This is a genomic window from Nitrospirales bacterium (genome assembly GCA_031315865.1).
GTDB lineage: Bacteria > Nitrospirota > Nitrospiria > Nitrospirales > UBA8639 > JAGQKC01.
In genome coordinates this window covers 1,467,003-1,487,744 of the sequence record JALDRJ010000002.1, presented here as the reverse complement: position 1 = coordinate 1,487,744, position 20,742 = coordinate 1,467,003, and the positions used below count along the sequence as shown (strand labels likewise).

15 protein-coding genes are annotated in these 20,742 nt (G+C 46.4%); 13 read left to right on the top strand and 2 right to left on the bottom strand.

The window, feature by feature from the left end:
• Positions 1 to 105 precede the first annotated feature (105 nt).
• The 5 genes from MRJ96_06900 (at position 106) to MRJ96_06880 (ending at position 11,329) form a co-directional block, all read left to right on the top strand.
• Positions 106 to 6,408, top strand: a complete 6,303-nt coding sequence (locus MRJ96_06900) for an NB-ARC domain-containing protein (GenBank protein ID MDR4501162.1) — start codon at positions 106 to 108, stop codon at positions 6,406 to 6,408.
• 865 nt (positions 6,409 to 7,273) lie between these two features.
• Positions 7,274 to 8,782: a hypothetical protein gene (locus tag MRJ96_06895; GenBank protein ID MDR4501161.1), complete on the top strand. Its 1,509-nt coding sequence runs from the start codon at positions 7,274 to 7,276 to the stop codon at positions 8,780 to 8,782.
• 25 nt (positions 8,783 to 8,807) lie between these two features.
• On the top strand, positions 8,808 to 9,947 hold the full coding sequence (locus tag MRJ96_06890; protein MDR4501160.1) for an ATP-binding protein: 1,140 nt from the start codon (positions 8,808 to 8,810) through the stop codon (positions 9,945 to 9,947).
• Between the two features lie 733 nt (positions 9,948 to 10,680).
• Positions 10,681 to 10,944: an AbrB/MazE/SpoVT family DNA-binding domain-containing protein gene (locus MRJ96_06885; GenBank protein ID MDR4501159.1), complete on the top strand. Its 264-nt coding sequence runs from the start codon at positions 10,681 to 10,683 to the stop codon at positions 10,942 to 10,944.
• Positions 10,913 to 11,329 carry a type II toxin-antitoxin system VapC family toxin gene (locus tag MRJ96_06880; GenBank protein MDR4501158.1) on the top strand — a complete coding sequence of 139 codons (417 nt, stop codon included), beginning with the start codon at positions 10,913 to 10,915 and terminating at the stop codon, positions 11,327 to 11,329. Before MRJ96_06885 ends, MRJ96_06880 begins: the two co-directional genes overlap by 32 nt.
• A gap of 498 nt (positions 11,330 to 11,827) precedes the next feature.
• On the opposite strand, the gene MRJ96_06875 is transcribed toward MRJ96_06880, so the two are convergent.
• Positions 11,828 to 12,214, bottom strand: a complete 387-nt coding sequence (locus MRJ96_06875) for a hypothetical protein (GenBank protein MDR4501157.1) — start codon at positions 12,212 to 12,214, stop codon at positions 11,828 to 11,830.
• A 315-nt stretch (positions 12,215 to 12,529) separates the two neighbouring features.
• Here MRJ96_06875 and MRJ96_06870 point away from each other — a divergent pair, with 315 nt between their 5' ends.
• Positions 12,530 to 13,252 carry an SDR family NAD(P)-dependent oxidoreductase gene (locus MRJ96_06870; GenBank protein ID MDR4501156.1) on the top strand — a complete coding sequence of 241 codons (723 nt, stop codon included), beginning with the start codon at positions 12,530 to 12,532 and terminating at the stop codon, positions 13,250 to 13,252.
• 138 nt (positions 13,253 to 13,390) lie between these two features.
• Here MRJ96_06870 and MRJ96_06865 read toward each other — a convergent pair whose 3' ends face one another.
• Positions 13,391 to 13,783, bottom strand: coding sequence for a CBS domain-containing protein (locus tag MRJ96_06865; GenBank protein MDR4501155.1), 393 nt, complete (start codon positions 13,781 to 13,783; stop codon positions 13,391 to 13,393).
• A 160-nt stretch (positions 13,784 to 13,943) separates the two neighbouring features.
• On the opposite strand from MRJ96_06865, the gene MRJ96_06860 reads away from it, so the two are divergent.
• The 7 genes from MRJ96_06860 (at position 13,944) to MRJ96_06830 (ending at position 20,605) form a co-directional block, all read left to right on the top strand.
• Positions 13,944 to 14,603 carry a YkgJ family cysteine cluster protein gene (locus MRJ96_06860; GenBank protein MDR4501154.1) on the top strand — a complete coding sequence of 220 codons (660 nt, stop codon included), beginning with the start codon at positions 13,944 to 13,946 and terminating at the stop codon, positions 14,601 to 14,603.
• Positions 14,604 to 14,963: 360 nt separating this feature from the next.
• Entirely contained in the window at positions 14,964 to 15,476 is a 513-nt protein-coding gene (locus MRJ96_06855; GenBank protein ID MDR4501153.1) for a periplasmic heavy metal sensor, read from the top strand.
• Between the two features lie 312 nt (positions 15,477 to 15,788).
• Positions 15,789 to 16,022, top strand: a complete 234-nt coding sequence (locus MRJ96_06850) for a hypothetical protein (protein ID MDR4501152.1) — start codon at positions 15,789 to 15,791, stop codon at positions 16,020 to 16,022.
• A 710-nt stretch (positions 16,023 to 16,732) separates the two neighbouring features.
• Positions 16,733 to 17,551 (top strand): ATP-binding protein, encoded by an 819-nt coding sequence (locus MRJ96_06845; protein MDR4501151.1) that lies wholly within the window; start codon positions 16,733 to 16,735, stop codon positions 17,549 to 17,551.
• Positions 17,551 to 18,900 (top strand): sigma-54 dependent transcriptional regulator, encoded by a 1,350-nt coding sequence (locus MRJ96_06840; protein MDR4501150.1) that lies wholly within the window; start codon positions 17,551 to 17,553, stop codon positions 18,898 to 18,900. The genes MRJ96_06845 and MRJ96_06840 overlap by 1 nt, the downstream gene beginning before the upstream one ends.
• Positions 18,901 to 19,186: 286 nt before the next feature.
• Positions 19,187 to 19,438, top strand: a complete 252-nt coding sequence (locus tag MRJ96_06835) for a hypothetical protein (GenBank protein MDR4501149.1) — start codon at positions 19,187 to 19,189, stop codon at positions 19,436 to 19,438.
• Positions 19,439 to 19,639: 201 nt separating this feature from the next.
• Positions 19,640 to 20,605, top strand: a complete 966-nt coding sequence (locus MRJ96_06830; GenBank protein MDR4501148.1) for a hypothetical protein — start codon at positions 19,640 to 19,642, stop codon at positions 20,603 to 20,605.
• Positions 20,606 to 20,742 lie beyond the last annotated feature (137 nt).

The following is a 20,742-nucleotide window of genomic DNA, read 5'->3' as shown; positions in this document are numbered from 1 at the left end:
TCTAATACTGCTGACTAGCTTTCCAGTGAAATGAGAGCGATATGAAAGAGGGGGTAGGCAATTTTCCTGTGGCGATAAATAACTTGATGAACTTGGAGAGTCTGTATGCCGTGGGCGGAAGACTGGTCTAAGAGCACGCCAACAAATCTTGCACGATATGTTACGCCAGATGCTGCTGACGTGGTCCATCTTATCGATCGTCCAATCGACACGGTACAGCAACCAGATGGAAAGAGGCAACTGGTGTCCCAGTTGTACGACGCGCTCAAAGCACTAAACATAAGCTACGATAAAGAATCCTATCATCCTAATGACCATGTTCAACCTATTCGCACACCGCGAGAAATCCTTGTGACAAAAAAAAAGGGTACTTGCCTAGATCTCTCGGTCTTGTATTGTGGGTTATGTCTGGATTTTAACCTTTTGCCACTACTTGTATTAACAAGTAACCATGCATTCGTCATGGTATCACTTGTGCGCAGCTTGAGGGAGTGGGAGAGCTTCGGGCGGCATGAGATCTACAAATTCGACAAAGGTTTGACTCGGGATCCAATATTGCTGTCTCAATTAGTTAATGATCGGCAGTACATGGCTATAGAGTGCACGGGGTTTTCTCACAGCAGCACCTATTGTGTTCCGCTAAAGTTCAAAGATGCTGAATCGAAAGCCGAAACACTTCTCAACGTCACGAAAGACTTTGATTGCGCGCTTGATATTGCGTCACTTCAGTTCCGATGGGGAATACCACGCTATTCAATTGTGGATATGGGCTTACATAAAGCGATGTTCGAGGATGCCACTAATGTACATAGTGCTGGAGTTAATCAAGCAGAACACCCGCCCGCATACTATGTGATCCGCCCGCGAATTCTCGCAGAACTGAAACATACATTGCTGATAAAACGACCAGATCAGGAGAAATCTCCAGAAATCAGCATCATTCACGGCATGCCCGGAAGTGGCAAAACGACTGTGGCACAGGCGCTCGCTCACGACGGCGAAGTACAAGATGAGGGTTTTCCTGATGGAATACTCTGGGTCACAGTGGGACAAGAGGAACACTCTGATCATGAACCCAAGCTACTACCACTTCTCCTCAAGTGGTGGATGGTTCTTAAAGATGAAAACGATACTGGCGAACCATCAACCGTTGAGGCAGCATCTGCATGTCTGAAAGTACTGGCAAAAGACAAACGGGTTTTGACGATCATTGATGATGTTTGGGACCCGGCTGATGCACGGCCTTTCCTAATTGGTGGAGACACTTCCCACGCGATAATAACAACCCGTGAAGCAAGCGTGGGTAAGGTTCTAGAGAAGTCTGGCTATACCTGTACATGGCACGATCCAGGTGTGATGACCGAGGAAGAGGCGCTTGACTTGCTTTCCCGTCGAGTAGGGCATTCACTTGAGACTGAAGAAAGGCAGCAGGCTAAAGAGGTCGCAGATGCTGTGGGCTATCTTCCTCAAGCCTTAGAACTAGCAGCAGCTCAAATCAGTAGTGACCTTTCGTGGGGTCAACTCGAGAAAGAAATTCGTGATGAAAGTACTAGGTTGGAAAAATTAGACGATCCAGTGGCTGAGGGACTGAAACGAGTAACGGACCGGAAGCGGTTTAGTCTCAGTGCATCATTTAGCCTTAGCCTGCGTCGGTTGAACGATAAGCAGCGGATGCACTTTGCCTGGCTGGGAGTCTTGCGTGAAGATGCGGACTTTACGGTAAAGAGTGCGGCATCATTATGGGATACAAGCGCCTTACAGGCAGCTAAGAACCTAACATTTCTATGTGATAAATCCCTGGTGTTTAAATCAAGGAATCAAGCAGCGTATCGATTGCATGACTTGTGGCACGATATCGCTTTTCAGTTGCTCACGACAGAAAGTGTCTATAAATGCGGGGGCTCAAGTCTGTCAAAAGTTGAGGCACATAGGCAGATACTTTTCCACTACCGTGCGAAAATACAGAATGGTCTGTGGTGTACGCTAGAAAATGATGGCTACATTGAGGGGAATATTACGTGGCACATGATACAAGCTGAGCAAAGCGAGGAAATTCATAAGCTGCTCTGTGAGGAGACTGATCAGGGTCACAATGGATGGTTCCAAATGCAAGTGGGGTCGGCAAATCTTCCTGGTTATCTGGCGGATGTGTCGCGCGCAGCCCAAATTGCTGCATCACTCTCTTTACCTCCCGAATCCTCAAAAGCTGTCGGACGTCTTTTCCGATATGCCTTGATGGAAACCTCAATCAAGCGAAACATCGCCAATCTTCCAATTGAACTTCTCGTTGCGTTGATGCGAAACGGCAGATTCAGAGAGGGGCTTGATTATATAGGGCGCGCTTTTAAGGAGCGTGACAGGTCGGAACACCTTTTAGCAAGCGGTACGTATTTGACAGAACCATACCTTAACGAAGCGATTACTATGGCGTATTCGTTCAGAGACACAGACAATAAAGCGAGGGCCCTAGTAGGCCTGACGCCCCAAATTGAGGAATGGAGTGTGCGGATTCATGCATTCGAAGAAGTACTGCGACTCATAAACGCTCTAGACTCACTGCCAGCACTAGCCAGAGATCTCCTGAATCAACTTGGGCCTCATCTGCCCGATTCGTTACAGAATCGCCATCTTCAGGTGGCAGCCGCTATAAACGACGCTAGATATAGAGCTATGGCACTTGGAGATTTTGCTGGGCAAGAACACTTTTCAGAAACTTTGCGGGTCACGGCTTTAGACCGTGCAGCAGAAACAATTTCTACAATTTCAGATTTTAAGGACCAACTAGAAGTTATCCAGGAATTGACTCCATTATTAGGTCTACATTTAGTGAGAGAAACTGTGCATTGGGCAATGAACTCATCGTTGAGTTTACGGGAACGAACCGATCTTATCGTGACGCTGGCTAGACAGTTGCCTCCCGAGGAGGTGGAATCAATTTATCGTGAGCTTTTACGTGAAGCGCATGAGAGTCCTCTGTTTAGCGCCGTGATATTGCGGAAGTTAGCGTCAATTACTACTGAGTCGTTGGCTGATGAATCTTTCAACGTGGCCAAATCTGTGAAGTATGAGCGCATAGAGACTCTACGGGAGCTATCACGATACCTTCCTGAAAGGCTAGTGAAAGAAGCATTTATCTTGGCAAAAAATTTTGCAAAAAACAAGGAGGATGCCAAGCTTCTTCCAGATTTTATTCCCTATCTACCAGAGGAAGAACGAGAGCAAGGGTTGCAGAATGTACTTGAAGCAGCGCGAGAGAGCATGTCCAGCAATGTGCAATTAGGAAAAGCGTTCCTGCTGGGTTTCCTCACAAAACATTTACCTGATAACGAGTTGACCTCGTCAGAGAAAATCGCACGCAAGTTAAGCGACGACGATGCCAGATTTGTTGCACTTTTGGGTTTAGCGCAACGTCAATCTGAAGATCAACAGATCAAAACACTTCAACTCTTAGTTGAGAGCTACCCTAATGCTGAAAAAGCTGGATTGGCCGTACTCCACACTCTTGGAACGCTCGTCCCGTGTTTATCAAGTGATGCAGCTACGCTTGTGGCACCTTGGGTATGGTCAATTTCTAACCAGCATTACCTTGGATGGTTGCTCGGGAAACTCGCTCAGAACATATCAACAGATCTCCTCGAGGAGTATTTTATTAAATCTGCCTCGATACCGAGATATGTACCTTCTAGAGTGGACGCCCTTTTAGGGCTCAGCAAGCGCGTGTCTGGGCCGTTAGGAAGGGAAAGCATCAGAGAGGCCGAAGAAACCCTAAAAGCTGTTTCTGATCAAAAGGATAGGGCATGGGTTCTATCACAATTCGCAGCTCACCAGGTTGGCAAGGTGCGTCTTATTAAGTTGCAAGAAATTATTAACATTGCAATGTCCACAGCAGATGATGAGGAACGAGCGACAATTCTTTCTTATCTTCCTCAACGTTTGCCGAAAGCTCTCATCGAGCCAGTTCTGAGAGTGGCGAACTCCATTGAAACTGAAGTAAATAGAATTTATACATTGACGTATTTTACGTCCTATTTATCAAAAGAGGAAAAAGAACAAATTGCACTTTCGTTATCCGATAAAATTTATCCTGAAAGCTTAATAGAAAATATAAAACCTAATGACAACTCCGATTACGCTCAATCCGTAACAGAGACTCAGGGCATATTATTGGATGGCTTCGCTAGTTTCTCGCCTGCACTGCCTGCCTTGAAACGGAAGGAAGTCGTGAAAACCATCCTTGCAAGATTGCGAAAAATAAAAGACCCATACGCACGAGGAAGAGCGTTGCCTAAGCTACTCCCGTTAATTTCGAATGGAGAATGGTCGCAAGTAGTTCATGAATCCTTAGCTGCTACGCAAACAATCGAGTCCTCTGAATATTTAGAATATCGTGCTGAGATCTTAAGCAAAGTGGTACCGTTTCTTAAGACGGTATGTGAGGAGGCTCTAGCTGCAATCCAGTTGCTTTCAGATGAGAAACAAGCCGAAAATTTGTCGATACTCTCTGAGCATCTTCCTGCTTCGTTATTAGATGAAGCACTATCAATAGCTTCTAAGATTGAGGAAGATATGTACAGGGCGAAGGCTTTCGTTTCCTTGGTGGAACCTCTCGTTAAACATGAGCGGGTTGACAGCCTGGATACACTGATGGATGCCTGCAATTCCATATCTATGAACGAGGATGGGTTTTGGCGAGGCTTGGTGATTGAAAAGTTAGCACACATATCTTCAGGCCTAAATCAAGGCACGGTCCTCGCAGCGGCAAGACTATTACCAGATTCGGCGATAAAAGCTCTCACCCTCGAAGCGCTGGCTGAGCGTCTGCAAGGGGAAGAGCAGCGACAGACGTTCAAAGAAGCCCTCCACGTTAGAGCTACTCGCAATCTTTGGCATAATGTAATGCATTTGACGGAACTCGCCAAAAAGTTTCCGGACGAACTGCTTGACGAAATGCTAACAGTCGTATCGGAACTTGATGACAATGTTAGTCTAAAGAATCTTTTAAAAGCATTTGCGTTTCGATTATCAAGTTCACAACTCAATCGTGCGATACCGATATTTACACGTAAGACCGGACATAATGATGAGATGGAACGAGACGCTGTGTTCGTTCAGCTTACCTGTGCAGTTTCCGACGACTCTCTAGACAAGGCATTAGCGATGGTGGTCTCTATAGAAAACGAAGATTTTCGGTGTAGGGGGCTCATCAAGCTAAGTAATCGGTTTCCTTTGGAATCTTTAATCAAGGCTCTTGAAGTGACGAAATCTTTCAAAGACCGTGATTTGGGGACACTTGCTCAATCCCACCTAGTCCGCGCTCTTCCTGTGGTGTATAAGTGTCAGCCTCAACAACTTTCTGAGGCGTTCGAAGCAGCTAAGTTTGAGTACAATTGGCAAGCTCTAACTATCTTATCAGCCATCTTGCCTATGCATTTAGTTTGTCAAGGTTTTGATACAGTGAGATCAAAGGTAACCATTTGGGATGAGAAAGAGGCTGCACTGAGGGGAAAAGCGTTGGTCTCGCTGGCTTGTCGTGTCTCAGAATATGAAAGAAACGAAGTACTGAAGCCGGAGGTCGAGTTAATAATAAAAGATCTGAGGAAAGAGGATTCAACTTGGTTAACTCTCAGGCCAATTTCTTATATTACATTTTGCCAATTGGCACCATGCCTTTCAAAAGAAATGCGACAGGATATCCTACATGCCGCCAAATCTAGTAAAACGCAGAACTATGTAACTGAGGGTATCATCAAGAAAATAGCGGAGTTAGATTCTGAGCAAAAAGATTCTTCCCTAGTAGAAGAGCCTCAAAGCGAACTGCAGAACGAATTGTCTTGTGATGCCTTTGATCATCGTCTGCCCGAGGGAAACGAAGATACCAATTCCCATGTTCTTGAATTACTCGATTTGGGAGAGTCTCTGCCAATTGAACAAGCTTGTGTTGTTTGGAACAGAATAGCACAGGAGCTAAAAACTGCCGGACCAGAGCTTCTCCGATCGGGCGTGACAAACAAAATCTTGAACTTTGTAGAGAGTAAGGATGCTGAGATAAGTGTAGAACTTGTGACAGCACTTGGTCCAATTTTGCCAGAAGACTTACGCACAAAGATATTGATTAGTGGGCTGGAACGCGCTCTAGAGGACATGAGATTTCTGTTTGTGAATACTCTATGGTATGAGGAGCTAATGCTACGGAGACGAGAAAGACTAGTTCAGCAACTAGCTGCTCTCCCGCAAGCGATGCTCCTAAAGTATATGACCGAGATAGTCAGTTTTGTCGCTCGCGGTACCAGAGCAGACTTGCTGGCAAATCTCAGATTGGTGACGGATGTTGTGAAGACTCTTGGTGGTGATGCGGCGCTATTTGAGACTGCCTCTGCCATTGAAGATGTAGGACGTTGGTGGCCCTAATGGAAGATTTGATGTGATAGATAGGGGGATGCTTATTTTGATTACGAGTCACTAAAAACTAATGGCTACTTTAAGCTATCTTTAAGTACTAGAGCACTTACTCTACAGGAAGAATCATCCCTGCACCTAAGATCTAATTTCCAAAAGCGATTGCATGTATAAAGTAGGCAAGAACGAAAATTTTCCCTCGAAATAAAGACTTCTAAATTCATAGGATATAGCTTGATTTGAAGAAGTTAGTGAAAATACGGAAGCCTGTTTTGGAACCTGTCCCAATCAATATCTGTAGATATCTCGAGAAATGAAGATGAAGCAGAAGTCCTTGCTTTAAAATGATACGCATACCTCTATATAATAAGGTATATCGCTGGGTCGACAACTCTTAATCAGCGGGCCACAGGTTCGATCCCTGTACGACCCACCATATTCTTCAAGCACTTACGCGCACCCCGCCGGTAGACCCTTTCCCACAAAACCTGTTTTAGACCTGTTTTCGGAAGTTGGGGCTTTGGCTAATTTACCAATAGCCTAGTCGCTGCCTGAGCAACATCTTCTTCATTGAACCCCATCTAGTTCTTTTCGGCTCTTGGTAGCTTCCGTCTGAGGTGTCACTTTATGACCTAATTGTCATTAGTACTTAATACCGAATAACGTTTAATTTTATATGGTCAAGTTTTGCTCTAATATAACTCCTATGAGTAACCCAAAACGTCAAAGAAGAAAACAAGCTAGGAAGAAGATTGGACGAAACGTTCCCTGCCCTTGTGGCAGTGGTAAGAAGTATAAAAAGTGTCATGGCAGGACACCTTCCTATATTGAAACCCCACATCTTTCTCCCACGGTTAGAGCTCAACTGGACGCAAAGATGGCTGAAATGGAAGCTGTTCGAAGACAACAAGAAAAACAGCAAGGACTGGGGCGTCCAATAATTTCACTCTGTCATATGGGATACCGAATAGTAGCAGTTGGTAGTGTCTTACATTACTCAAAAAAATGGAAAACGTTTCATGATTTTTTATTTGATTATGTGAAAATTGCAATGGGAGAGGAATGGGGTACTGAGGAGATAAAAAAAGACTTCAACAAACGCCATCCCATCCTTCAATGGAATGACCTAATCTGTAAATATCAGAGGGAAATAATCAAGGAACCAGAAAAAGTGAGTGAGGCTCCGATGACGGGAGCGGTCCAGGCTTACCTAGACTTATCTTACAACCTTTATCTTTTAGCTCATAATCTTGAGCTTCAATCTAGATTAATTAACCGTTTGAAGAACCCAGACCAATTTAATGGAGCTTATTACGAGACCTTTGTGGCTGCCACTCTTATCAAAGCAGGATTTAATCTGGAGTTAGAGAATGAGGAGGATGTATCAAGCTCTCATTGTGAGTTCACTGCGACGTTTGAAAATACTGGAACCAAATACTCAGTCGAAGCCAAGTCCCGTGAACCCCATAAAACTTCCGCAGTAATTACGAATCAGCTCTATAACGCTCTGCGTAAAACGGCAAATCACCAGAGGGTGGTTTTTATAGATGTAAATGTTCCCGAAACTGCAGATGAGATCCAGAGTCTCACATGGTTGCAAGAAGCAGTTCTGAGCATGAGAGAAAAAGAGACTGATTTAACGATAAATGGACAGCCAGCGCCTGAAGCGTATGTCTTTGTAACTAACCATCCTTGTCGCTATGCCTTAGAAAGGCCCGCACCACGTCAGGTTGTACTAGGAGAAGGGTTCAAAATCCCAGATTTTAAGCATGACTTCACGTCTTTAAGCATTCGTGAAGCTCTTCATGTTCGCGACAAACATCACCCCATGTTTAAGGTTATAGATTCTGTTAAAGATCATTCGGATATTCCTTCGACATTCGATGGGGAGATTCCCGAATTTGCTTTTGGAGAGCCTAATGTTCCTAGATTAAAAATAGGCGAGAAATATCTGGTGCCACGAGAGGACGGAGTGGAAGTTGTCGGAATCTTACAAGACGCGTTTGTTTCAGAAGAAGACCGAATTATTTTTGGCGTGTATGCACTGGAAGATGGCAGGAAAATAATAGCATCCCGTCCAATAACTGATAATGAATTATCTGCTTATCGAAAGTATCCCGAGACATTCTTCGGAGTTCACAAGCCAAATGGTCGAAAAATTAGGGATGGCCTAGATATGTTTGATTTCTTATATGAAACATACAAGCATACATCCAGAGAGAAATTAATAGAACTCCTTCAAAACCATCCCGACATTGAAAAATTAAAACAAGAATCTCAAGAAGAACTAGCAATTACGTATTGTGAGAGGTGGGTATACTCAAATTATAAGTCGGAACCCGATCGACAACCAATATTCCCGAACTGGCCCAGGAAATCTACCTGAAGCATCTGTATAAGAAAAAACGGTTATGAATGAACAATTTATTAGTCGCTTGTTGTATAGAGCTGAAGGTGAAGCTTTGGATTTCAAGCAAACTCAATATCCATTTGAGAAAACTCATGAGGAGGCAAAAAGAAGTGAGATACTAAAAGATATCTTAGCCTTTGCTAACGGCTGGAGAACGGAGGAAGCTTGCATTCTTCTCGGTGTAATTGAAGGTCAAACTCAGGTCAGTAAGGTAGTTGGAGTTTCTCATCATTTATCCGATTCAAATCTTCAACAGTTCATAAATTCAAAAATCAATCGACCTATACGCTTTTCCTATCAACCCTTGGATTACAAAGGACTTAAAGTAGGCGCAATCCTGATCCCTGTTCAAAAACGGCCATTCTACGCAATTAAGGACTATGGAATTGTTAAGAAAGATGTTGTTTACGTCCGAAGGGGCAGTTCTTGTGCCGAAGCAGACATGGATGAAGTAGCTCAAATGGGCAAGGAAGAATTACACAAAGAGCAAACCCCAAATCTTGAGATGCAATTTGCGGATATATCTTCTAGGAACAGCTTGGGGACGAATCTAAATTGTAAATGTCGACTATTAGAAATATCCTCAGATGTGCAAATTTATTTAGATAAGAAAGCACGTCGAGGCTACGACTGGGAAGAAGTAATGAGAACGGATGATCCTTTATATCATCATAATCTTGTAAAATATCTAATTGAAAAAGAACCATTACATGCAATTGGGTTCACGATCCAAAACCTTTCAGGTGTGTTGGGAAAGAATGTTAGGATAGAAATTTGCGGTCCAAATGAAGACCATTTACTTATTTTAGACGAGACATCCTATCCCACTAGACCAGAGAACACGCGATTAAAAATACCTAACGTATTCTCACCTATTAGTCAGCCCTGCATAGAATTAAAAACCCATTCCCAAAGATGGACCCTTGTGGCCAAGATGGGCGACATTCAACCTCGTGCTACATCATGGTCTGATGATTGTTTTTACATCGGCGCAACAAGAACTTCTGAATTTGAGCTAGAGGCTAAAATCTTTGCAGATAATCTTGCTAACCCCATCACTATTCCAATCCGCTTAAGTTTTGAAATATATCAAGGGAAACTTGTTCCAGATGATTTAACAACAGAATTAGAAAGAGAATAGTAAGTCACTTTATCACGAGACTTTCAAAAACAGGCCCCGTAACAGGTTTCTTGAACTCATCAAGATCGCAAACTCTTGAACCACATGCCCTTTCCAGCGCGAGGCCCGCTGACTGATGATCAGCATACGGGTCAAATCTTTTGTTGCTGTATTCTTATTCGACGGTTTTGCTAGGGATGCCTCCCATCAAGTTCGAACGAGGCCAACGTGACGAGAACAACCTTATCTTGGAGCCACAATTACCTTCACTGCGAACACGGAGCACTCGGAGAGCAATGGTTAGAGCAAAGGGGGAACAGATTCATCTAGCAGAATGGTCAAGATGGTTGGGTAAGCTTCAAAAAGCTCTGGTCAAAGTATAGACGTCTAGGAGGATGGCACTAGGAACAAACCAGGCCAGCCAGCTGCTATGAACAGTCTACAAGTTTTTAGATATTTCAGGAATTGATGTTGGTTATAGGGGCTATCGAGTGCAAGAATCGTTCAACAAAATCCTAAATGGATTCGCCATGGTCAACAATACCCTCAGTTGCTCCCTGCACGATCCAGAATCTTTATCAGGTGAATGAGATAATCACGAGGTCTTGGGCAAGACTTCCGATTCAGTCCTTTCATCTCTTCCTGCTTTTTCCGGCGATAGATAGATCGAGACCTCCTAAGCTCCAAGCATTTGACATGTTTCAAGGTTCGCTTTACCATAATATATAGTAAAGATTTTTAATGAGGTAAAGTTATGTCAGCAACCTTGTCATCAAAAGGACAGATCACGATCCCGAAACGAATACGAGAAACGCTGAAGATAAAAGAGGGTGATGCAGTCGATTTTGTTCTTGAGAATGGCGACGTAAAACTCAAGGGAATTCCCAGGGGGCGGGCGAAGGCCCTCGCAGGATCCCTACGTCACTTTGCGAAAGGAAAGTCCGATAGCAAGAACATTCGGGAAATAACCAGAAGGAAGGTGGCCATTGCCACAGCCAAAGAAGCCACGGCTCGTTGATACCAATGTTCTTCTACGATATTTAGTCGGCGATGAACCCAGACAGACTGAACGAGCGACATCTCTCATGGAACGTGTTGAAGATGGATCCGAAGAACTCGATATTCCTCCGGTCGTTGTCGCTGAGATGATATGGACACTTGAGAAATTTTACGAAGTACCTCGACGTGATATTGCGCAAAAACTGATGACGATTTTCAGCTTCAAAGGCGTAAGAGGGCCGGAAACGAGTATCATCTCTACCGCATTACGGTCATATGCTTCCACAAAAATTGATTTCGTCGACTGTTATCTAGCCTCACGGGCAAATGAGCAAAACATGGTTTTGTACTCCTTTGACAAAAAGGATTTCAGTCGGCTCAAGACCCGCTGGCAATCCCCCTGAGCTCACAAAAAGAAGCCGCGCCGGAACATGAGAGTAAAGGGGTCAAATCTTTTGTTGTTGTATTCTTATTCGACGGTTTTGGTAGGCATGCCTCCCTATCAAGCTCGAACGAGGCCAACGTGACGAGAACAACCTTACCTTGGAGCCCCAATAACTTATTACCTTCACTGTGAACACGGAGCACTCGGAGAGCAATGGTTAGAGCAAAGGGGGAACAGATTCATCCAGCAGAATGGTCAAGATGGTTGGGTAAGCTTCAAAAAGCTCTGGTCAAAGTATAGACGTCTAGGAGGATGGAACTAGGAACAAGCCAGGCCAGCCGGCTGCTATGAACAGTCTACAAGTTTTTAGATATTTCAGGAATTGATGTTGGTTATAGGGGCTATCGAGTGTAAGGATCGTTCAACAAAATCCTCAGTAGATTCCCACGGGCAGAGCCCGTGAGAATCTACTGATAGTGAGGTGACGAATAGAGGTGAGGAATACATGGGCAGCACGCTATTCTTCGTCATCATCATGATGTTCGCGATCATGTTTCGCTCTGGCCTTTGCACGTCCGTGCTCTCCATGTTCACCAGCCACATCATGCGCCCGGTCCATCCCATGGACTTTTGACTCTCCGGAATTGCCTCGTTTGGTTCTTTTGTGTTCGCCCTTGTGTTTTTTACTCCCCTTTGCTTCATGAGACTTTTTCCCTTTTCCGCCTTCTTTTTTCACGAGGGTGAATGGGGAGGAATGTTCGGAAACATCTTGATCGATTGCCCATTGATTTTGAAGCGACACGACGTTTGCTCCAAAAGTTACCGCATGGCTATTTGACGTAGTGACTCCACACAGCAACACGACTCCTAGCAATGCAATGAACGGCACAGACGATTTTCCCATCCGATGACTCCTTTTGTTGAATGATATTCCCTCTTGTTTGAGGAAACCATGAATCTTGCTACACCTATATCGGAAATCAGGATAAAAACCTTATGGTCGAATAGTGCTGCTCTTGACCTGTAGCCGGCATGTCCAACGCGTGCACAAACCGAGCGAGGACTGAATGAGTAGCCTGAAGAAGGCTTGTTCCACTTGTATGTCTGCTTTTCTTACTTTTCATCCATCCATGGTTCAGAGTAAGATCGGGCCTCGATCCGATAGAGAGATCAAAGCAGAACCTTTACCTGGAGAGGGGTGGGGTATGGGAAGAAAGGCATGAATATGCGACACACAGCAATAGTGACGGGAGTGGGGTCCGGCCTTGGGGCCTCCCTCGTACGAAAACTCGCTAAAGAAGGATATCGGGTCGGAATGTTCGCGCGGTCGCGTGATTACATTCACCGCCTAGAGCAAGAGCTCAATACGAAGGAAACGGTTGCCATAGGCATTCCCACAGATATTTCCGACCCTGCGCAAGTTCGGAATGGCTATGAGACGATTCGCGAGAAGTTCGGGCCGGTCGATCTCCTCATTAATCACGCCGGAAATGCCGCATGGAAAGAGTTTGCGGACCTGACCCCAAAGGACTTTGAACAAGCCTGGCGCGTCTGTGCCTATGGCAGTTTTCTCTGCACCCAGGAGGCGGTCACCGACATGATGAGCCTGCAACGGGGAACGATACTGTTCAGCGGGGCCACGTCGTCTATTCGTGGCAGGAAAGGGGGGCTCGCCTTTAGCAGCGCCAAATTTGCTGTTCGAGGTTTGGCCGATTCACTGGCGCGAGAACTTTGGCCGCATAACATCCATGTCGCTCATGTCGTCATTGACGGAGCCATTGATACTCCACATCTTCGAGAGCAGGACTCTCCAACGTCAACGGAACCGCTTCTGAATCCAGATGACATGGCCGAAGCGTACTGGGGGCTCGTTCAACAACCACGTAACGCCTGGTCCCTAGAACTCGATTTGCGCCCGTATAATGAAGACTTTTTTACATGACAGTTTTTGAAAACCATCCAGTTTTTCTCGCATGATATCCGCAAACAACCGATTTCCCCTTACTTCAGATCTGGATGCTTTAAGGGAAAGGCGATGCTTATAACATTCTCGATGATTGCCAAAAATTTAATCGTGAAGTTAATCAACCCCGATGTTGGGTTCGAGGCTTCGAAAATACAACAGGAGATCCCGTAACGAGACCAATCCGACGATTTCGTCACCATTACAGATCAAGAGATGCCGGAGTCCAAGATCACCCATGAGGTCAAAGGCTTCATGGGATGTTTTAGATACTTGAATGGTGGGTAATGTCGTGCTCATAAGCTCTTCGACTTTGGTATCGGTTAAGTTTTTTTTGTTTCCGACGCCCTTGCGTACAATGTCGGTATCTGTGAGGAATCCCACGAATCCGCCCTTACCTTCGATCAAAAGTCCGCCAATGCTTTCTTGCCGCATTTTTTCGGCCGCTTCGATAATGGTGGCCCCATAGGGTATGGTCTTCAGTTTAGTCTGCATAATTTTTTCAAGCATGATCGTTCCTCCACGGGTTGAACTGATAACACCCTCAACTTTCTGCCTTTTTGACGGGATTGTCAAGTAATTAACGCCATCCACCATGACGAGCCAATTGCGCTGTCACTCCCCGGCTTGATATACGTGGAGAAGAATTGCCGAGACAGGAACAAGGACGATGGATACGAGAATACACGGGAGACTGACTAAGAAACTCAATCGCCTGACGCGAACGGCACTATCAACCAACGGTGTGGTGGATCCGGCGACCGTCAGGATTAAGAAATCCCGTGGATCCTTCCAGATGCCCGACTGCAGCAGTTGTCGGGACCGCTGTTGCGTTCATAAAAAACGGGGAGAAGGCATTCTCCTTTCTCTCCGGGATATTGCGGCTCTCACAGACAACGGACTCGGAGAGTTCATCGTCGGCCGGTACACATTCAAGAAGAAGCATGGCACCGTCCTGCCGGAAATCGATAACATGCCACGTCTGAGGAAGAAGAACGGCAACTGCATTTTCTACGAGGAAACATCCGGGCTGTGTACACAATACGGCCTGCGCCCCATCATCTGCCGCCGGTTCCCGTATGAGATCGAATTCAAGCCCACGAAGTCACGTGAGGTGACGATCGCCAGATTTATTCCCGGACTTCCCTGCCCAAAGATTGCCACTGACGAACAAGAAGCATCCGTTCGACAAATGGTCGCCGATGCTATCGAGGATGAAAACATCTCCTCTCAAGACGATCAGCTCCTTCCAACCCATCACGAAGAACTCAGAACGTTGGGGTTCGCTCCCTATCTTCCCGATCCAGAAGACTGTCCGTCGAAAGCGTAGGCATCCGAAACGACCGTCCGTCGTTCATCAAGGAGGATGACGCGATAACCCACGTGATTGAACCACGACTTCCTTTCTTCACATACATTTCCTCTCAACGAACATGTATACTGTATAATGAGGAATGTTAGTGTACCTTTTAAATCATCATTATCTCTCCTCTCTGAAAACTTCTTTCGATAAGGAAGAGAAGAAAAAACGACAGTTTACGTAACAATATCTAAGATATCCGTCTAGGCTTGCCACGCTTGAATTCGTGACATATTCATTATGCATGAAGGCATCGGCAGGCAGGCGATAGCCGGAAAATTTCACACCAACCCAATTCACAAAATAACCATCACACCAAGGAGAGATTCAATGCAAAAGACTGCACAAGCGATTCTTCTTTCATCCATCATGATGTTCCTTTTCAGCGCCCCTGTGTTAGCTGATATGGACCATATGCAGAAGGGACATCATACCGGCCATCATCGCGGGGACATGAATTATGGCAAGAAATCTCACGAGGTCTCCTGTTGGACAGAAACATTGACCGACGACCAAAAGGCCAAATTCGCAAAGATGCGGCTGGAACTCAAGAAGGCCAAAAGCCTTTTGAAGGCTCAAATCAAAGTCAAAAAAATTGAGCTGGTGACACTGGTGACGGAGGATAACCCGGACCAAAGCGCCATTGACCAGAAGATCAATGAGATTTTGGCGTTAAAGAAGCAGAAAATGCAGAAAAAATATGCCTTCAAAATCGCGATCCGCAGCATGTTAACTCCCGAACAGCGAGTGCAATTCGATATGAGTCTGCTCAAAAAAGCCGTACACGGGAAAGGTCAGGGATATCAGAAGAAGTCTGGCCATAAAAATTACGGACATCGGTAATTCACGATTGCCTGAAAAGGCAGGAAATGTAAAAGCAATCAAATACCAGCCTTTAATCGAGAAAGGCGGAGAGCGGATCTCCGCCTTTCTTGCCAACCCACATCCCAGCACAGCCTCCCGATAACCTCAAGCCAGACTCACTTTGGCACTTACCTTGCTCTCTGACATTAGGGCAGACGTAAGGAAAGCGCTCGTCAACCTAAAGGGCGGACGGGTATTCCGTATCTCATGTTGGAAAGGGCCAACTCGTACATGATCGTCCGCATCAATGACCTCATGAAAAGATCAACGGCAGGAGGAATGAGGAGAAACTTGACTAGAATCTGTCTCTGTCTTCTACTGATGATGAAGTTTGGTGCCTGTAGCGATTCGAATCGACAGGCACCACATCCAGACAATCCACAAGATCATGAAGAACCCGCCAGTGATGAAGAGCCTTTCGCCCTTAAGGATCATACGAGTTCAGGCCCTCACCAACTTACGAAGACGGCAAGCGTTCGTCAGGCATTACTCATGCTCAAGAAGGAAAACCAGCGGATAAGCTGATGATGTTAGGACGATCAACGAGGAGCCTTCATCTATCATCTACATTCATCTGTCATATGGAGGTCACTGCTATGGACACCGGATATCCCGCTCTTATTTCAGAACCAGAGCCGCACGACTTACGAAAGAACGATGAAGGACCCAGAAAGAAGTCAAATGGCGTGGAAATTCGACATGCGGTGTTGGACCATGATGACTCACATGAAGAGACATAACATGTAAGTTGGCCCTCCTATTTTTTAGACCTTGAGACTCACAAAAACGCCCCATCCCTCACGCAGAGACGGGGCGTTTTCCTTCTGAGCTGTTTTCTGCACGGATAGTCTGCGTAGGGATTACGACAAATTGTCCTTCAATCAGACAACTTGTCCACCAAGAGCAGCAGTCAAATGGCAAGCCAGGGGCGAATACGAGAGAGGAACGTTAGACGATCTTGAGAGTTACCCATCTTCCATATCGTGCAAGTTTTTTCAGGTACCCCCTTTGCATTGTCTTAAAAGAAACCACAAACGAAAAATGAGATCCCACAATATCTATCATCTTACTCAGGAAATAAAGCGCTCGGCTGTGGTTGGCAAGAACCCAGGAGATTGGGAAATACTCAGATTGACGGTTTCGACGAGGGTTGATCATCTGGACAAGTGACTCGAGGTTTTGTCAAAGTGAACAGCCTGGAGTGTTATCATCAACATGGAAGGAGAAGAAGGCATTTGCCTAAAAAATCAGATTATTCCGTGATGGAATCGACTGAAGAGCTGAAACAGCGCAACGAAGAGCTGGCCCAGGTCAACGAACGGTTGGCTGGAGATCAGCGGGAATTGCTCAAGCAACAACGGTTAGCCGTGTTGGGCAAACTGGTCGCGACGATGGCTCACAAAATTGGGACACCGCTCACGGCCATCTCCGGACATCTTCAACTATTGCTAGAAGATACAAATCTATCCGAAGCTGTGTACCAGAGGCTTCAGCTCATCTATCAGCAGACCCATCGGCTGAATACGGTCATGAAAGATTTGTTGAACTTTGCCAGAACTCCGACTCTTACGCTCGAAGCGGTTTCAGTCCCGCACTGTCTGGATCAATCCCTTCAATTGTTTCACCCGGTACTTGAGAAGCAATCCATACGTCTTATCACTCATTGGTCCCCAGCGTTACCACTTGCCTGCGCAGACTTCTTACAACTTCAGGAGGCCATCAATAACCTCATCGATAACGCGATTGACGCCATGTCCAAAGGCGGGGAATTGACCGTCTGCGCGCGGCCGGAATCTCTGCAAGGAACAGGGCTTCAGGAAACAGGAATTTGCATCGAAATTCGAGACACAGGACCGGGGATTCCCAAGGATGTCCTCGATTCGGTCTTTCAACCCTTCTTCACGACCAAGGGTATTGGTGAGGGGACGGGGTTAGGGTTAGCGATTGCCTCTGAAATCGCGCAACAACACAACGGGAAACTTTCTGTGCAAAGCACGGTGGGACAGGGGAGCAAGTTTTTTCTCTGGCTTCCCTCATGGAATGAGAAAACCTGATGGCATCGGCACGCGTACTCATCGTTGACGATGAAACGGAAACCTGCTCGCTTCTCCATGAGATCATGGAAAAAGAGGGCTACGACGTGCATACGACCTATGATGGCCAATCGGCGCTGAACGTCGTCAAACAGCAAGCGCTTGACGTGGTATTGAGTGACATCCAGATGCCTGGCATGAGCGGCATTGAATTGTTGGGAGCAATTCACGAACACCAACCCAGAACCCAAGTGATCCTGCTCACAGCCTATGGGTCCCTGAATACCGCGATCGAAGGGATCAAGGCCGGCGCATTCGATTATTTGAGTAAACCCTTTGTCCTTGATGAAATTCGAACGGGGGTTCGCCGTGCCATTGAACATAAACATTCCCTGGAAGAGAGCCAGATGCTTCGGGAGCAAGTCTCTTCGTCCAATCCGCTGAGCAATATCCAAGGGAATAGTCCGGCCTTGGTGACGGTCTATAAATTGATCGCCCGCGTGGCCCCCACTGATTCGACGGTCTTGATCCAAGGCGAAAGCGGCACGGGCAAAGAACTCATTGCGCGTGCCATTTATGCGAACAGCTCACGAAAAGACGGCCCGTTCGTGGCGGTCGACTGTGGAACACTCGCAGAAACTCTGCTGGAAAGTGAATTGTTCGGGCATGAAAAAGGGTCCTTTACCGGGGCCGTCTCCAGCAAAAAGGGTTTATTGGAATCCGCGCATGGCGGAACATGTTTTTTAGATGAAATCGGCGATATTTCACCCGTACTCCAGAGCAAACTGCTTCGCGTGCTGCAGGAACATGAGATTCGCCGGGTAGGTGGTGTCGCATCGCTTGAGGTCGATGTGCGGATTTTGGCCGCCACGAACAAAAATTTAAAGAAATTAGTCGAACAGGGAAAGTTTCGAGAGGATCTGTACTACCGGCTCAATGTGGTTACGATCGTCCTCCCTCCCCTTCGAGACCGATTTCAAGACATTCCAACCCTCGTCGATCACTTTCTGGCGAAGTATGGAACCATGGGGTCCAAAAAGGTCACGAACGTCGGTTCACAAGCGATGGCTCTCCTCATGCAATATGACTGGCCGGGTAATGTTCGTGAGCTTGAACATACGATTGAACATGCTATTGTGATGGCCGGACGTTCGACAATCATGCCTCAAGACCTTCCTGAAACCATTACTTCGCAGGGAGCATCGAAGCCCGCTTCTCCAAGTGCCTGGAAGACGTTAGAACAACTCGAACGCGAACATATCCTTCGCGTGCTAGAAGCCTATCACGGCGATGAAGCTCGAACCGCTGAAATCCTGGGGGTCCACCGGAAAACGATTCAACGCAAACTGAAAGAATACGGATACCAATAGCACGGTAGACTGGTCCCATATGTTGGTCTGTGCGTACTCTTCTCCTCTTTCCTGAGCCGTACTTCCTCGTTCATTTTTCTGAATACCCACCGCCTTTTGTCCTAACATGAGACAATTTGTCCGTACGTTGGAGTCAGGTGACCTCTGTCCAGTAAGCGCACGGATAGCAATCAGCAGCCTGGGCTTGATTGCCGTGGCATGCCGCCCAGACCGAATAAAATGGCTCGACACTTGCATGGCAAAAACGAGTAGGGAGTACTCATTTTTTGAAAAGGAGGCTGACTGTATGGACCGGGACTCTCTGGTATGTGGGCAAGTCGTGAAAGTATTGAAACGAGGCTACATGGTTCGCGTCGCCGAAGGATCAACGCGATTCGTCGCGACGAACAACCTGACACGTGGAAACGGCCCTGCCCGTCTGGGAGAAGACGTGCAATGCCAAGTCACGAGTGATGGGCGCGCCTCTAACTTGACTCGGCTGTTCTATGTTCCCTGTGACATTCAGACTTATCCCGTTCTCTCCGCCAAGGCATCATAATGACCTGGATTCTTTTATACCTCATTGCGTTCGGAGTGCTCTGGGCAATCGCCAAAGTTTCGTCTGATGTAATTGAAGGCACGCAGAATACCCATGGCCCTCATATCGATAAACAGACCAGTAGGATTCGGTGGTCCAGCACACATTCACCAGACCATAGGCGGTAAACATGGAGTCATATTCTTTAATAAGGTATATACAATGATTTCGACACATTTCCCTGACCATCTTTGGTCAATCGTCCTTGCGGGTGGGGCCGGAGGACGAACGGACCACCTTATAGAACAACGGATCAGAGATCCACTTCCCGCACAATATTGTACCTTTACTGGCACTCGTTCAATGTTACAACACACATGGGACCGAGCCAGACAGGTAACTTCTCCGGCTCAGCAAATCACCGTCGTGGCAAGTCAGCATCGGCGCCAAGCTTTTGCTCAGGCAGGCCACAAAGATACGGGAAAGATTCTCCCTCAACCTTTGAATTGTGACACGGCCGTAGGAATGTTTCTGCCCCTTACCTATATTCGCGCCCAAAATCCCCATGCCACCGTGGTCGTATTCCCATCCGACCATTTTGTGTTTCCCGAAGAACGATTCATTCAAACAGTGCAACAAGCGGTCCAGGCGACGAGACTATTAGAAGATCGCATCATCCTCGTAGGCGTCCCGCCAACTTCGCTTGAACTGGATTACGGGTGGATTGAGATAGGAGGACCGCTGGGATGGAGCAGCGGACTTTGTATAAGGCGGGTCCATGGATTCTTCGAAAAACCCCAGATACTCAAAGGCTTACATGCCTTATCCAACAGGGCCCTGTGGAATACAGGCATCCTGGCCGCCAAGGCTGAGACGCTTTGGAGATTGGGGTGGAAATGTCTGCCGGAGGTCATGGAACAATTCCAAAGACTCGAACGAGTGATTGGCACCTCCGAAGAAGAGCGAGTGCTTGAGTCGATTTATCATGAGATGCCGAAGAAGAATCTTTCATCGGATCTCTTAGCGCATATCCCCGAATCGATGGGTGTGATCGAACTGAAAGATGTGTTGTGGAGTGATTGGGGAAAATCTGAACGTGTCACTGAAATTCTTCAAGCGCTTGGGAAGGAACCGGTTTTTTCTTATGAACTGACACAGGCTCCTGATCCTGTCGAGGCAATGGCATAAGTACCCCACGCCAACCGGCCAATCAAGGGACCTGTATTCCCCTGCGAACGTTGAGTCGCTTTAATATCTGAACTAACCGCACCGACAATATTTGAATGAAAGGAAAATTTCTTCAGTTAAGAACACTGTGAATGTGT

Excerpts from the sequence above, each read along its gene's own strand:
- MRJ96_06885 (MDR4501159.1), top strand. The coding sequence starts at position 10,681 with ATGTCAGCAACCTTGTCATCAAAAGGACAGATCACGATCCCGAAACGA.
- MRJ96_06875 (MDR4501157.1), bottom strand. The coding sequence starts at position 12,214 with ATGGGAAAATCGTCTGTGCCGTTCATTGCATTGCTAGGAGTCGTGTTG.
- MRJ96_06870 (MDR4501156.1), top strand. The coding sequence starts at position 12,530 with ATGAATATGCGACACACAGCAATAGTGACGGGAGTGGGGTCCGGCCTT.
- MRJ96_06890 (MDR4501160.1), top strand. The coding sequence starts at position 8,808 with ATGAATGAACAATTTATTAGTCGCTTGTTGTATAGAGCTGAAGGTGAA.
- MRJ96_06900 (MDR4501162.1), top strand. The coding sequence starts at position 106 with ATGCCGTGGGCGGAAGACTGGTCTAAGAGCACGCCAACAAATCTTGCA.
- MRJ96_06830 (MDR4501148.1), top strand. The coding sequence starts at position 19,640 with ATGATTTCGACACATTTCCCTGACCATCTTTGGTCAATCGTCCTTGCG.
- MRJ96_06860 (MDR4501154.1), top strand. The coding sequence starts at position 13,944 with ATGGATACGAGAATACACGGGAGACTGACTAAGAAACTCAATCGCCTG.
- MRJ96_06835 (MDR4501149.1), top strand. The coding sequence starts at position 19,187 with ATGGACCGGGACTCTCTGGTATGTGGGCAAGTCGTGAAAGTATTGAAA.
- MRJ96_06895 (MDR4501161.1), top strand. The coding sequence starts at position 7,274 with ATGGCTGAAATGGAAGCTGTTCGAAGACAACAAGAAAAACAGCAAGGA.
- MRJ96_06855 (MDR4501153.1), top strand. The coding sequence starts at position 14,964 with ATGCAAAAGACTGCACAAGCGATTCTTCTTTCATCCATCATGATGTTC.
- MRJ96_06865 (MDR4501155.1), bottom strand. The coding sequence starts at position 13,783 with ATGCTTGAAAAAATTATGCAGACTAAACTGAAGACCATACCCTATGGG.
- MRJ96_06840 (MDR4501150.1), top strand. The coding sequence starts at position 17,551 with ATGGCATCGGCACGCGTACTCATCGTTGACGATGAAACGGAAACCTGC.